The 13,388-nt window shown below is 47.5% G+C and carries 12 protein-coding genes and 1 other annotated feature; of the genes, 11 read left to right on the top strand and 1 reads right to left on the bottom strand.

Features of this window, described 5'->3' with window-relative positions; genetic code table 11:
- Positions 1–27: 27 nt before the first annotated feature.
- Positions 28–305, bottom strand: a binding site (T-box leader).
- Between the two features lie 107 nt (positions 306–412).
- From HPY31_RS18570 to HPY31_RS18530, 9 genes are all read left to right on the top strand, one after another.
- The gene (locus tag HPY31_RS18570; protein ID WP_172141922.1) at positions 413–1,027 is read left to right on the top strand and encodes a TetR/AcrR family transcriptional regulator; all 615 of its coding nucleotides are present in this window, start codon (positions 413–415) and stop codon (positions 1,025–1,027) included.
- Positions 1,028–1,042: 15 nt separating this feature from the next.
- Positions 1,043–1,579 (top strand): HXXEE domain-containing protein, encoded by a 537-nt coding sequence (locus HPY31_RS18565; RefSeq protein ID WP_172141921.1) that lies wholly within the window; start codon positions 1,043–1,045, stop codon positions 1,577–1,579.
- Between the two features lie 43 nt (positions 1,580–1,622).
- Positions 1,623–2,945: a helix-turn-helix domain-containing protein gene (locus HPY31_RS18560; RefSeq protein WP_371811738.1), complete on the top strand. Its 1,323-nt coding sequence runs from the start codon at positions 1,623–1,625 to the stop codon at positions 2,943–2,945.
- 157 nt (positions 2,946–3,102) lie between these two features.
- Positions 3,103–4,689 (top strand): M4 family metallopeptidase, encoded by a 1,587-nt coding sequence (locus HPY31_RS18555; protein WP_172141920.1) that lies wholly within the window; start codon positions 3,103–3,105, stop codon positions 4,687–4,689.
- Between the two features lie 135 nt (positions 4,690–4,824).
- Positions 4,825–5,778, top strand: coding sequence for an aminoglycoside phosphotransferase family protein (locus tag HPY31_RS18550; RefSeq protein WP_172141919.1), 954 nt, complete (start codon positions 4,825–4,827; stop codon positions 5,776–5,778).
- A complete protein-coding gene (locus HPY31_RS18545; RefSeq protein WP_172141918.1) occupies positions 5,775–6,209 on the top strand; it encodes a hypothetical protein in 435 nt (144 codons plus the stop codon). Before HPY31_RS18550 ends, HPY31_RS18545 begins: the two co-directional genes overlap by 4 nt.
- Positions 6,210–6,331: 122 nt before the next feature.
- Complete coding sequence (locus HPY31_RS18540; protein ID WP_172141917.1) at positions 6,332–7,555, top strand: Zn-dependent hydrolase; 1,224 nt, start codon at positions 6,332–6,334, stop codon at positions 7,553–7,555.
- 50 nt (positions 7,556–7,605) lie between these two features.
- Positions 7,606–8,793, top strand: coding sequence for a M20 family metallopeptidase (locus HPY31_RS18535; protein WP_172141916.1), 1,188 nt, complete (start codon positions 7,606–7,608; stop codon positions 8,791–8,793).
- Between the two features lie 354 nt (positions 8,794–9,147).
- Positions 9,148–11,214 carry an alkaline phosphatase family protein gene (locus HPY31_RS18530; protein ID WP_172141915.1) on the top strand — a complete coding sequence of 689 codons (2,067 nt, stop codon included), beginning with the start codon at positions 9,148–9,150 and terminating at the stop codon, positions 11,212–11,214.
- A gap of 75 nt (positions 11,215–11,289) precedes the next feature.
- On the opposite strand, the gene HPY31_RS18525 is transcribed toward HPY31_RS18530, so the two are convergent.
- On the bottom strand, positions 11,290–11,889 hold the full coding sequence (locus tag HPY31_RS18525; RefSeq protein ID WP_172141914.1) for a MerR family transcriptional regulator: 600 nt from the start codon (positions 11,887–11,889) through the stop codon (positions 11,290–11,292).
- Positions 11,890–12,162: 273 nt separating this feature from the next.
- Here HPY31_RS18525 and HPY31_RS18520 point away from each other — a divergent pair, with 273 nt between their 5' ends.
- Positions 12,163–12,360, top strand: coding sequence for a hypothetical protein (locus tag HPY31_RS18520; protein ID WP_172141913.1), 198 nt, complete (start codon positions 12,163–12,165; stop codon positions 12,358–12,360).
- A 133-nt stretch (positions 12,361–12,493) separates the two neighbouring features.
- Complete coding sequence (locus HPY31_RS18515) at positions 12,494–13,189, top strand: metal-dependent hydrolase (RefSeq protein WP_172141912.1); 696 nt, start codon at positions 12,494–12,496, stop codon at positions 13,187–13,189.
- Positions 13,190–13,388: the final 199 nt, after the last annotated feature.

Here is a 13,388-nt window from a genome sequence, read left to right as displayed (position 1 = left end):
GAAATACAAAAAGGTCCATCCGCCCTGGACAGGGACGAATGAACCGTGGTGCCACCCTTGTTATTTCACGCATGGAATCTCCATACGCAAAATCTCTTTGATCCGTACCGTTTCTGTGTAAGACAGCTTGATACGGTGTCCATTGTAACGTACGGACGTAACGCCAAAGCCTACTGCCGCCATGAGTAGCGGGTTCGGTTTGGAGCTCGGAAGCCCATTCATCATTTCCTTAACACTGATTCGCACCAACCATCAGCTCTCTGAAGTCTCGCAAAATGACTACTCTTCTTCCTCATTGCCATAAAATGATACCCTTTGAGCAAACATTTTACATAGAGTGGAATAAAAAAGCAAGTAGGTCTTGACAAGGAAATCCAGAAGTTGTAAAAATAACTCGAGAGTTACATAACTGATGAGTTACTTTTGGGGTGGAAAAATGACCAATGACAAACTGTCAAAAGGAGAGTTGAGTCGCAGTCGGTTGCTTACGGCGGCAGCTTCTGAGTTCGCGGCGAAAGGCTTTCATCGTACACGGGTGAGTGACATCGTGAAAGCGGCAGGCTTGACACAGGCGTCGTTTTACCAGTATTTCGACAGCAAGGAAGGTCTGTATCAGCAGTTGACGGACACATTCATCACCAAGCTGTGGGAATTGGCGAACGGCGGTCAAAAGGTAACGGCCTTGACGAAGGCAGATGTCTTCCATCAGGTACGGGAAAACTTGCTCGCCTTGTTCCAATTTTTTCAGGAGCAGCCTGACTTGACCCGGATTGTGTTGTATCAGGCAGAAGAGGGTGAAGAGCTGCATCGTAAGCTGGCTTCCATTGTTGCTGTCAACTTGCGACAAAATCAGACTGCTGGGCATGTTCGTGTCGAGTTGTCTGTGGAGGTAGCGGCAGAGGCAATGATCGCAGTCGTAGACCGGATGACGACGAGGTATTTGCTGACGGGCGAGAAAACAGCGGAACAGCTTGCAGATGCCGCGGTATCTTTTTTGGCATATGGAATTTTGCAGACAAACGAATAGGAAGAGGGTGCTTGCATGCTGGAGCTGTCTCATCTGATTTGGCTGTTTTTGGTTGTTTTCATGTTTCATGATTTCGAGGAGATCGTGATGGTAGAAGGTTGGGTGCGAGCCAAGAAAGACATCATCAGACAGACTGTGCCAGAACGGCTTATGAAGATGCTGGAGCCGTCGCTTTCGATGAACACGGCGCAATTTGCCGTCGCAGTCTCTTGTATTTTCGCGGTTTTATCGGCAGCGGTTATCCTGACTGTCACGACACTTTCGTCTGGAACGTACCTTCCGTTTTTCCTGGTTTGTCTGCATGTGATGTTTCTCCATGTGTTCATACATGTTGGTCATACCGTTGTCCTTCGCACGTACACACCTGGTGTGGTAACGGCTGTGCTATTCGTTTTGCCGTATAGTTTATATACATATGATCGATTGCTTGAGGCTGGCCTTGTGACGTGGACGTTACTATGGAGTACATTGCCTTACAGCTTTTTGATCATACCTGTTTTGTACGTGGCACACCGGATTGGGGAGGCAGCAGGTAAAATGATCCCCCGATGAGAAAAAGAAAGGGAGTATGCTATCCTAGTAGGAAGAGATTGGTGTGAAAGAGGGAGTTTTGTTGAAGCTGCGACTAGGCGTAATAGGCGCGGATGATTCACTTGCCATCATCGAATCAGTCATGCGAGAGTTTCCTGAAATTGAATACTTGCCGATTGTCTATTGGAAAGAGGAGGAAATCCTTGATCTGGTCATGCCACATGTGGATGAGGTAGATATGTGGCTTTTCTCCGGACAGGTCCCTTATGCCATGGTGAGCGAGTCAGGCAAGGTTCAAGTGCCGATGGCGTATGTGCCTCATCTCGGTGCGAGTTTGTACAGAACCTTGCTTCATCTGTCCCATCAATGGGGAGTCCGGGTGGACGAAGTGAGCTTTGATACATTTTCACCAGAAGAACTGGAGCATTTTATGGACGAAGCGGGCATCGCTGGCGGCTACAAGTGGCTCAAACATTACGAGGGAGCGATTTCAGCCGATGAACTGGCGGATTACCACGAACAGCTCTGGAAAGCAGGCAAGACAAAGGTGGCTGTCACCTGCTTGCGGACAGCAGAGTTAGAGCTGACACGCAGAGGTGTCCCTGTACATCGTGTCGTGCCGACACGTGCAGGCGTGAATTCAGTCATTCACATGCTCTTGCGAACAAACGAAATGCTTCATTTCAAAGATACCCAGATTGCCGTACAGATGATGGAGATTGATCCCTTTCGCGAACTTGCTGGTGGCAATTTTTCTACAGATGAATGGCAAAATGCCGAGATCAAGACGATGGAAAAGCTGTTGCGTTACGCAAAGCATTTGCAGGGCTCATTGAAGACAGCGGGTCCCGGACGCTACGTTATTTTTACAACGCGGGGGAATTTGCAAGAAGTTACTCGTGATTATTCGACAATTCCCGACTTGGATGAGATGTTCGACATTCGTGCTGATCTGGTAACATGCGGGATCGGGATTGGCAAGACCGCTTATGAAGCAGAAATCCACGGTGGCGCGGCCCTCTTACACGCCAAAGAGCGAGGGAGCGGCAATTGGATGGTCTTTTTCGATGACAAAAGCGTCGTGGGGCCGCTCGGGAGAGACGAACAGCTCACGTATCGGTACGACTCAGAGAAGCTGCAAGCGCTCAGCCAGCTTACCTCACTCAGCGTCATGACACTGGCGAAGCTTGAATCCATCCTGAAAAAGCGCGGGTCTCAGGAGATTCATGCCCACGAATTGGCATCGCATCTACAAATATTGCCACGAAGTGCCAGACGCATACTGATTGAGCTGGAGTCAAAGGGCCTTGCGCAGGTCATCCGAGAAGAAAATCCGCACCCGCGGGGCAGACCGCGCAAGGTGTATCGGATCATCTTGGAATCGTAATTGTAATAAATTTACCAATTAATCATTTCTTTCAGGAAATGATTTTTTTGTCGTTAAAAAATTGTTCTCAAATTCACATTTATGACAAATAATAAGAGATGTAAACAACTATGAACTTACATAAAAAACAATATTTTCCAAGGAGGAGTTAACAAGTATGAAGAAATCGGTTTTTGCAGTAACACTCAGCTTCGCATTAGGTACCACTACATTCCTTCCGTTGGCAACGCAGGCCGCGTCCGAAAGCATCGTGTATAGCGCTGAGTGGGATACCCCCGAATTTATCGGAGAAGAGTTCGAAGCAGAAGAGCTGGATGGCGAAGAAAAAGTTTGGGGATTCCTGGAGCAGTATCAAGACTCCTTCCGGATTGATGGAGATGTGAAAGATCACTTTAAAGTGCTAGATGAAGTGACAGACAAAGAGACAGACATGACTCACTACCGTGTACAAGAAATGTACGAGGGCATCCCGGTCTATGGTTACCAGCAGACGATTCACGTAAACGAGGATGGAAATGTAACGGCATTCCTCGGAAACTACGCGCCTGACCTGTCAGATAATGATACGCTGACGGAAAAACCAAAACTCAAGGCAGACAAGGCGGTCAAAGAGGCCATCAAGGATTTGGAGGATGAGATTAACGAAAAAATCGAGAAGTTCGAAGTAAAGCCAAAAGGGGACCTCTACGTGTACATCCACGAAGATGAATCGTATTTGGCTTACGAAGTGGAACTGAATTTCCTCGATCCGCTGCCAGGGCGTTGGAAGTATTTCATCGATGCAAATTCTGGTGAAGTCATTAACAAATACAATATGCTTCATGAGATTACAGGAACGGGTACAGGAGTACTGGGTGACACCAAATCGTTCGAAGTAACGAAAGTAAGCAATAACAACTACACGGCGAAAGACACGACTCGCGGCAAGGGAATTGAGACGTACACTGCACGCAATAGAACCAGCCTGCCAGGTACTCTTGGTTCTGACACAGATAACAATTGGACAGATGGAGCGCTTGTCGACGCACATGCGTATGCACAGAAAACCTACGATTACTACAAAAACGCACATAACCGCAACAGCTTTGACAACAATGGTGCAAAATTGATCTCCACAGTCCACTACAGCAACAGATATAACAACGCATTCTGGAACGGTACGCAAATGGTATACGGGGATGGAGATGGAAGCGTATTCCGCCCATTGTCCGCTGGATTGGATGTCGTTGCTCATGAATTAACTCATGCTGTCACAGAACGAACAGCCAATCTGATCTATCAATACGAGTCAGGTGCACTGAACGAATCCATTTCTGATATCTTCGGGGCCATGATTGACGACGACGATTGGCTCATGGGTGAAGATGTATACACGCCAGGAACGCCTGGAGATGCACTGCGCTCTCTCGAAGATCCAACTGTTGCTGGTGATCCTGATCACTACAGCAAGCGATACACAGGTCCAAATGACAACGGAGGCGTACACACGAACAGCGGTATCAACAACAAAGCAGCATATCTCCTCGCAGAGGGTGGCACACACACCGGTGTAACCGTAACAGGCATTGGTCGCAATGACACAGCAAAAATCTACTACTACGCCCTAACAAACTACCTCAATCCAAACTCTAATTTCTCCGCTATGCGACAAGCAGCCATTCAATCCGCAACAGCTCTTTTCGGTGCTAATTCCCAACAAGTAAAATCAGTAAAAGCTGCGTATGATGCAGTAGGCGTGCAATAATTACTGAGATATTTCGTGACGCGAAACAATTTTCATACTATTAAAAATTGTCTTGCTCCTTGTGGGGCAAGGCAATTTTTTGTATGTTAGTGGTAATTTACCGCGTGTGAATATGGAGTTAGAAAGGAGTAGCTCATGGATCATTTCAAAACTATATTGCAACACCATTATGATATTGACGCTGTTGATGTTATCCCTCAACAAGGAGGATGGTCTGCACTTGCTTATAAAGTCATCAGCGACCAGCATTCCTATTTCCTGAAGGTCTACGAAAAAAGCAGAGCATCTACGCCCAAGTGGACAGCGCTGATCGATAAGTACGTTCCCATTATCCAGTGGCTATCACGCCAGACCGGACTACAAGGCAAACTTCCAGTGCCGCTGTTGACAAGAAATGCAGCGTATAAACATGAAGACGACATGGGCATTTATCAACTGTTTGAATATATGGAGGGGAAAACCATTGGGAGCCAAGCATTAAGCACGATGCAAGTCCACCAGCTAGCAGAAATCATCGCGCAGTTGCATTTGTACGGGGAAGAAATCCCGGTCAGTACGGCTGCGATTAAGGAAGATTTCCGCATCCCATTTGCCGAGCAGTTTAGAGAAATGCTGAACGAAGATATTCATCGTCTGCCTGATGATGTGAGTGAAATCGTCAAACCTTTTGCCAGCATACTGGCTACTCGCATGAATGATTTGGAGATGATTGCCGAGAAATTGCGAGGCAGTGAGGTGGAAATGAAGCTCTGCCATACGGACATTCACAACTGGAACCTAATACAATCTGGTCAACAGCTCATTCTCATAGATTGGGAAGGATTGAAGCTGGCTCCGGTTGAAGCAGATCTGATGTTTTTGGTAGATCAGCCGTTTTTAGAGGAGTTTATGGCTACCTATCTGAAGACACATACAAATTATGTCGTCAATCGACAAGCCCTGGAATTCTATCAAATCCGGCGTAGGTTGGAAGATATATGTGAACTGCTAGAGCAGCTTTTGTTTGATGAGCAAGAGGAAGAGGATCGAGTAGGGACGATTAGGCATTTGAAAGGGGAATTGAGTAAGGTTGATAGGAGATTAACATGATCGAAGTTACTTATTTGAAAAGATTATTCCTAAATAGAAGGGAAGATTTACATCTCAGGTTGGGTGATATGGGGGATTTGCTGGAGTATGGAAACCCTAATCGGCAGGACGTTATAGCATTTACACAGTATGCCTTAGAACTTGCGATTGCAGAAGAGGACTTTGAAGTAAAGGAAAGCTTGTTTCATCTACTTATGAATGCCGTAACATTTCAAGGAGTCGCAAGAAATGTAGAATGGGATCCATTAGCGAACGTTCTGCCAACGCTAGACGACGCTATCCTTGATTATGCATTAAGCATTCTTGGTTGTTCAAAAAACCGGAAATTTATAAAAGTAATCGAGCCGTACTTACATTCCACTACTGAAGATATCAGGCAAGCTGCCGCAGAGGCTTTGGAGGAAATCAATTATAACGTAGAAGAATGTTGAGGTTTGTGGCACTTCTTGACGAGTTATGCCTCCTTTTCAAAATAGACAGACTATTATACAATTAAGGACATAACCGTTAATCAACCGTTATTGGCTCTACATAGAAGAGGGAGTGACGCGTCATGATCAATTCGGATCGATTGTGGGATCGATTGGGACAGCTTGGCAACATTGGGAAGCAAGAGGCGGGCGGCATTACGCGGTTGTCTTTTACGCCTGAGGAACGGGCGGCAAAAGATCTCGTCACAGGCTTTATGAAGGAAGCGGGTCTCACCGTTCGCGAAGATGAGGTAGGGAACTTGATTGGCCGAAAAGAAGGGAAAAATCCAGCCGCTCCTGTCGTTTTGGTTGGCTCGCATATCGACTCCGTACCAAATGGCGGCGATTATGACGGTCCCCTTGGCGTACTGGCTGGGGTAGAAGTTTTACAGACGATGCAGGAACAGGGAATCGAAACAGAGCATCCGATCGAAGTCATCGCGTTCACGGATGAAGAAGGAACGCGTTTTGGTTACGGGATGATCGGCAGTCGTGGTATCGCGGGTCTGATCAAGCGTGACGAGCTGGAACAAGCAGACAAGAATGGGGTCACGATTGCCGAAGCAATGCGGCAAACGGGGCTTGATCCGGACCGCACCAGTCTCGCCGCGAGAACGCCTGGAAGTGTGAAAGCGTATGTGGAGCTACATATCGAGCAAGGCAAGGTACTGGAGAGCCGTGGGCTATCTGTTGGGATCGTGACAGGAGTGGCGGGCCCGCTCTGGTTGAATTTCGTGTTGGAGGGAGAAGCCGGTCATGCCGGGGCAACGCCGATGAATTTGCGCCGTGATCCGATGGCAGCAGCCGCTCAAGTGATGCTTGTCATCGAGGAAGAAGCCGGACGGACAGGGACCAGTGTAGGGACGGTTGGAAGGCTGCAAGCTTTCCCGGGCGGGGTGAATGTCATTCCGGGACGAGTCGAGTTTTCGCTTGATTTGCGCGATGTGGATGAAGCGATCCGCGATGAAGTGGAACAGCGCATTTACGAACGGGCAGAAGCGATCTGTGCAAAGCGCAATGTGACGTTGAAGGTAGAGCTACTGCAACGCATAGCTCCTGCTGTATGCTCGGACGATATCCAGCATGCTGTAGCCGAAGCGTGTGAGGCAGAAGGCTTGGAAGCATTTAGACTGCCGAGTGGCGCAGGGCATGATTGCATGCAGCTCGTTGGGCTGTGCCCGGTTGGCATGATTTTCGCCAGGTCCAAGGATGGCATTAGCCACAACCCGGCAGAGTTCACGACAAAAGAGGATTGTGCGAACGGCGCACAAGTACTGTACCGCACCGTTTTATCCTTAGCAAAATAGGCATAAGAAATAGTAAGTGGGGGAGCCACGTAAATCAGGAGGAGAGCGGCATGACAGCAACAGCAGTGGTAACGCTTAATAAGGCGGTCGAAGAAATCAAGGATCAGGTAATCGCATGGAGACGGTATTTGCACGAGAATCCTGAATTATCCTTCCATGAGGAAAAAACTGCACAGTTTGTATACGAGACACTTCTTTCTTTTGGCAATCTGGAAATATCCAGACCGACGAAAAACAGTGTGATGGCCAGATTGATCGGTTCCCAGCCTGGGAAAGTGCTCGCCATGCGCGCTGACATGGACGCATTGCCGATTACGGAAGAGAATACGTTTGAATTCGTATCGAAAAATCCTGGTGTCATGCACGCATGCGGACACGACGGTCACACGTCCATGCTGCTAGGAACGGCAAAGCTACTGTCTGGGATGAAGGATCAGATCAAGGGAGAGGTTCGTTTCTTCTTTCAGCATGCAGAGGAAGTATACCCAGGCGGAGCGGAGGAAATGGTACAGGCAGGCGTTATGGACGGCGTAGACATGGTAATTGGTACGCATCTGTGGTCGACGATGGAGTTTGGGACAGTAGGTATCTGCCCAGGTCCAATGATGGCCGCTCCTGATACATTCTGGATCACTGTTCTTGGAAAAGGCGGGCATGCGGCGCTTCCACATGAAACGATCGACAGCATCGCAATTGCGGCACAAGTGGTGACCAATCTCCAGCACATCGTATCCCGCAATGCCGATCCGCTCGATAATCTGGTTCTCTCTGTCACGCAATTTGTGGGGGGAACGACACATAACGTCATTCCGGGTACGGTAGAGATTTGCGGGACAGTCCGCAGCTTTGACAAAAATTTGCGCGAGTCTGTTCCAGGACTCATGGAACGCGTGATCAAAGGCATTACAGAAGCACATGGCGCGGAATATAAGTTCAAATACGAATTTGGCTATCGCCCAGTTATCAACGATGCCGAAGTGACGAAATGGATGGAAGAGGTCGTGGAGGAATCACTGGGAGCAGAATGGGTAGAGCATATGCGCCCAACCATGGGTGGCGAGGATTTCTCGGCCTTCCAGCAAAAAGCGCCAGGCTGCTTCTTCTACATCGCTGCCGGAAACAAAGAAAAAGGCATCACATATCCGCACCATCATCCACGTTTTACAATCGACGAGGATGCACTCGAAGTCGGCGTCAAAATGTTCGTCAACGCGGCAAGAAAAATCGTGATGGAATAGGCAAAATGAAAAATGGCGTAAACTAATCCAAAAGTAAGGCAGCTTGTCAATGCGGCAAGCTGCTTTTTTACGTTTATCTCTAATCTGGGACTCAAGTTGTGGTACGTAAAGTGTATTTAGTTGTGTTTAAGGTTGAGGATTTGTGTATTTAACCTGGAATTCATTGTTTTTTCTTTTGATTTTAATAAACCCTCAACAATGCAGCTATAAAATGAATGCAAACAGATCTGGATTCTTTCTAAGTGATAGGGATCGGGACAGAAAAGGGAGGCTAGATCATTACGTAAACAAGTGATGAAGCAAAATCAAGACGATGAAAAGAAAATGAATTGAGATCCGAGGAGGAGAGACACCATGAAAAAAATCCTGAACCCAAAAGGAATTGCTGCGCTTTTAACAGCTACAACTCTCGTTACCGGTGGAGTCATCGTACAAGCTCCATTTCTGAATTCGTCAGTTTATGCCGCAGCAAAGGAGGCAAAAGAACTCTCATCTGAAAAGCAACTCTATCGTTTCCTGTTTGAAAATAGCATAGAGGATAGCTCAGAATCTCATCATCCTGTGCAAGTGTCCGGAACACCAACGTTCGTGGAAGGACGTGCAGGATTGGGGAAATCCATTCATTTCCAGTCGACTTCAAAAGACAATGCAACCTGGATAGATTTAGGTGAAAATGACGAGATGAAGTTTGGGGAAACACAAGATTTCACCATTGCCTTCTGGGTGAAATCTCCTGGCGTTGATGCTGATCCTGGCATTATCTCCAATAAAAACTGGTCAAGCGGTGGTAACGTGGGGTGGTTCATCGGATTGCAAGGGTCTACGTTAAAGTGGAATTGGCGCACATCCGATAGCTCCCGTCTCGATGCAACGATTCCAAACATTGCGGATAATGCATGGCACTATGTCGTCGTTTCTCATGATCGGGATGAACTGGCAACGATCTACGTCGACGGTAAGGTAGCAAAAACAATCGATATCAGCCAATCCAAGGGAACAATCGACACTAGCTTTACTACCAAGATTGGAGTAGATGGCGCTGGAAACCATTTTGGAAACCGCTATGACGTGCAGCTGGACCAGTTGCAGATTCTGAGTCGCACCGTTACAGATAAAGAAGTAGCTGATAGTTACGCAAGTGCTCCGAAACTTCCAGTGAAGAGCGTTTCATTGGATCAGAAGGAGCTCAAATTGAAAGCTGGAGCAACGATGCCTCTTACAGTCGAGATTTCTCCGAAAGAAGCGTCCGATCAGGATGTCAGATGGAGTTCCAACAACAAAGAGGTCGCGAAGGTCGAAATGATCAATGGACGCCCAACTGTTGTAGCAGGCAAGCCGGGCAAAGCAAAAATCACAGTGAAAACTGTCGATGGAAGCAAAACAGCGAAAGCGGAAGTAACCGTTACGAATTCGATTGACGTATCGGGAGACGGTCTCATAACCGAGGAAGATTTGAACGTCATCATGGACAACCAGAAAAGCCGCTTCGGTGATCGGCGTTGGGAAAAAGCGCAACATGCGGATATTAACAATGACAAGAAAGTGGACAAAGCCGATGTGGAGATGATGAAAGAAAAGCTGGCTCCTTATCAGAACGATTTCCTTTACAGACGTGTCGTGGTTATCGGCATCGATGGTGCAGGGAATGCAGTCAAAGATCCGGAAGCAAAAGCGACGAATATCTTGAAACTGATCGAAGAAGGTGCTGGAACATTTGAAGCGAAAGCAGAGCTGCCCACGATCAGTGCGCAAAACTGGGGATCTATCCTGCACGGCGTCACTCCTGACAAGCATCAATTGACTAACGATAGCGTAGCGGCTACTCCTTATCCGGAGAAAAACGAGTATCCTTCCTATTTGAAGCTGTTGAAACAAGAGCGTCCTAAGCTCCAGCAAGCTTCCTTCGCTACATGGGGCCCGATCAATATCGGTATCATTGAAGATTCAGCAGGTTCTTACAAGCAAAATAGCAAGTCGGATGAAGAGACTGCGAAAAAAGTAGTCGATTATATCAAAAAAGAGGGTGAAAATACTCGTAACATTTTCGTTCATTTAGATGAAGTGGACGGTGCTGGCCATAATCAAGGCTATTTCACACCGGCATTTTATAAAAAGCTCCAAAAAGCAGATGAGTATGTAGGGAATATCCTCGAGGCACTAGAAGAGGAAGGACTGATGGAGGATAGCCTGATTATCGTTACGACTGACCACGGTGGGAAAGGAACAGGGCATGGGGGTTCTTCACCGGGAGAACAGACGATATTCTGGGCGGCAAAAGGTGGCTCCATCACGCCTGGTACAGAGCTCTCAGAGGTAGGAAACATAGACACTGCCGCCGTAGTAGCCCATGCGCTTCGGTTGGAATTGCCTGAAAATTGGGATGCTAAAATACCAGAAGGGTTGTTTCAAGACAACGAGTAAAAAGACCAGTTATTCCTTATTCCACCATGGTGTAATAGGGGATAACTTTTTTCTTTATAGCTAGTGGCAGCCCAACTAGTACAGACGAATCAGCTTTTGCCAAAAGGAAGTTTTTCTACTCGCATCCTTGATCTTTGCCAACTCGATTTTGGCATCCATAATGTCATTCATCGCCTTGGTCAAGCGGCGATCTCGTTCCTTCAGATTGTTGGTAATATAGGCTTCCTGCTTTTCTACACGCGCTAACAGCGCTAAGTAGGCGGCGTCTTGTTGCTGGACATGGGAAGCTAAGGCATGTAGCTTTTCATCCAGCTCTTCGAGGACAACAGGATGGTTCAAAGCCGGATGTGAGGAAACAGGGGCAGGAGGGAATGCAACCGCAACGGCCGTTTCCTTTCGGGCGGGTTCAGGTGAGCTCTGCGTAGCAACCATTCGGGCAGCTTCATCTTGCGGAATGAGCTGATCCTTTGTTAAGCTATAAAACCGCTGAAGACACGTAATATCTGCCTGTCGATACTCCCGACGATTCTGGCTATCCCGCAAAAACCAGTAGCCGTGCTGTTCTAAGAGCATGCTCCACTTGCGCAAGGTGCTAGCCCCAATCCCTAACAGTCCTGCCACATCTCTGCCACTGTATGTTCTCTCCCGTGCCAATAACTCGATAACCTCTCCCATGGAAATCCCTCCTCTGGCGTAAGTCCGCTCATCTCTTGCTATACCGTTTCTGTACGTGAAAAAGGTTTTCCTTTTGGAATCGTGCGACAAAATCTCACAGTGTTCGTAAGCAACGTACTGGTTTGGCGTCAATTTGTCACCAGTCGACAAAGTTGTTGGGCAAAATGAGGACAAATGACGGACGGGTACAAGTACATTTTCTCTTTGACTCCGCTTTTGCTCAGTAGGGCTATGCCAAATGTTCATAGGATGCATGAGAAGGAGGGATTAACCATGGCATTTAAAGACCAAGTAAAAAAATTCGAAGGCAAAAATGTTAGGGTTGCCACTGTAGACGGTACTTTTTTCGGTCGTCTGGTACAAGTAAAATCGACCACCATTATTTTGGAAGAGCGAAATGGTAATCGCCGCACCATTATTCGTGATTCGAAAATTGTTGCCGTTACAGAGCATGACGGCGACGATTGCTAAGTTGTGATTGTAGAAAAGTAGGATTTGTTTCTCAGGCTGTCGAGTGATCGACGGCCTTTCCTATTCTTTACACCCTGCGGCATGGTAACATAAAAGGGACTGAAAAAACGCTGCGAATAGAGGGGGTACCACTATGTTGGACATTCGATTTCACGGACATTCTTCCGTGCAGGTAACAAGTGAAGGGCATTCGATCATGATTGATCCATTTATTTCAGGAAGCCCAGTGGCAGCAACCAAGCTGGAAGACATCTCGGTTCAGTACATCCTTTTGACACACGGACACCTGGATCATATTTTGGATGCAGTAGAATTGGCCAAGAAAAACGATGCGACAATCGTTGCAACCCATGAGCTGGCTACCTATTTGAGCTGGCAGGGAGTCAAGACCATCTCGATGAATCTGGGAGGCTCTGTAAAACTTCCATTTGGAAAAGTGAAAATGACACAAGCGTTCCACAGCTCTGGTGTCGTGCTGGATGATGAGAAACAAATCGTGTACATGGGGATGCCAGGAGGCTTTGTGATCGAGCTGGGTGGAAAAACGATCTATCATGCAGGGGATACAGGACTGTTCGGTGACATGAAGCTGATCGGAGAGCGTCATAACATCGATTTGGCGTTCCTGCCAATTGGAGACGTGTTCACAATGGGACCTGAGGATGCACTCGTGGCTGCCGAGTGGGTACAAGCCGATTTTGTTGTGCCCATTCATTACGATACATTCCCACCGATCAAACAGGATGGGGAAGCGTTCGTAGCTGAGCTGGCTGAGAAAGACATCAGAGGCAAGGCATTGAAGCCAGGAGAGACATTGCGTTTGCCATAACTCGCTCTAGATACATAGAACCGCTAATCTACTTAGGATGAGATTAGCGGTTTTTTTATGGAGTTCTTTTGGATGTGGCTACGGTGGGGAGAAGAATATTTCCAGTCTAGGCTCAGTGCTCCGTCCCGCTGAGGGTTGGGACTGTCCGCTCCGAAGGGATTTGCGGGGAAACGCAAAAGTGGTAGCCGCTACGTCGTTC

Origin of the sequence: Brevibacillus sp. HB1.3 (assembly GCF_013186635.1) — a bacterium.
Classification (GTDB): Bacteria; Bacillota; Bacilli; order Brevibacillales; family Brevibacillaceae; genus Brevibacillus; species Brevibacillus brevis_D.
This window is presented reverse-complemented; position numbering and strand designations above follow the sequence as displayed.

Excerpts from the sequence above, each read along its gene's own strand:
- HPY31_RS18520 (WP_172141913.1), top strand. The coding sequence starts at position 12,163 with ATGGCATTTAAAGACCAAGTAAAAAAATTCGAAGGCAAAAATGTTAGG.
- HPY31_RS18535 (WP_172141916.1), top strand. The coding sequence starts at position 7,606 with ATGACAGCAACAGCAGTGGTAACGCTTAATAAGGCGGTCGAAGAAATC.
- HPY31_RS18515 (WP_172141912.1), top strand. The coding sequence starts at position 12,494 with ATGTTGGACATTCGATTTCACGGACATTCTTCCGTGCAGGTAACAAGT.
- HPY31_RS18570 (WP_172141922.1), top strand. The coding sequence starts at position 413 with ATGAGTTACTTTTGGGGTGGAAAAATGACCAATGACAAACTGTCAAAA.
- HPY31_RS18565 (WP_172141921.1), top strand. The coding sequence starts at position 1,043 with ATGCTGGAGCTGTCTCATCTGATTTGGCTGTTTTTGGTTGTTTTCATG.
- HPY31_RS18550 (WP_172141919.1), top strand. The coding sequence starts at position 4,825 with ATGGATCATTTCAAAACTATATTGCAACACCATTATGATATTGACGCT.
- HPY31_RS18540 (WP_172141917.1), top strand. The coding sequence starts at position 6,332 with ATGATCAATTCGGATCGATTGTGGGATCGATTGGGACAGCTTGGCAAC.
- HPY31_RS18555 (WP_172141920.1), top strand. The coding sequence starts at position 3,103 with ATGAAGAAATCGGTTTTTGCAGTAACACTCAGCTTCGCATTAGGTACC.
- HPY31_RS18530 (WP_172141915.1), top strand. The coding sequence starts at position 9,148 with ATGAAAAAAATCCTGAACCCAAAAGGAATTGCTGCGCTTTTAACAGCT.
- HPY31_RS18545 (WP_172141918.1), top strand. The coding sequence starts at position 5,775 with ATGATCGAAGTTACTTATTTGAAAAGATTATTCCTAAATAGAAGGGAA.
- HPY31_RS18525 (WP_172141914.1), bottom strand. The coding sequence starts at position 11,889 with ATGGGAGAGGTTATCGAGTTATTGGCACGGGAGAGAACATACAGTGGC.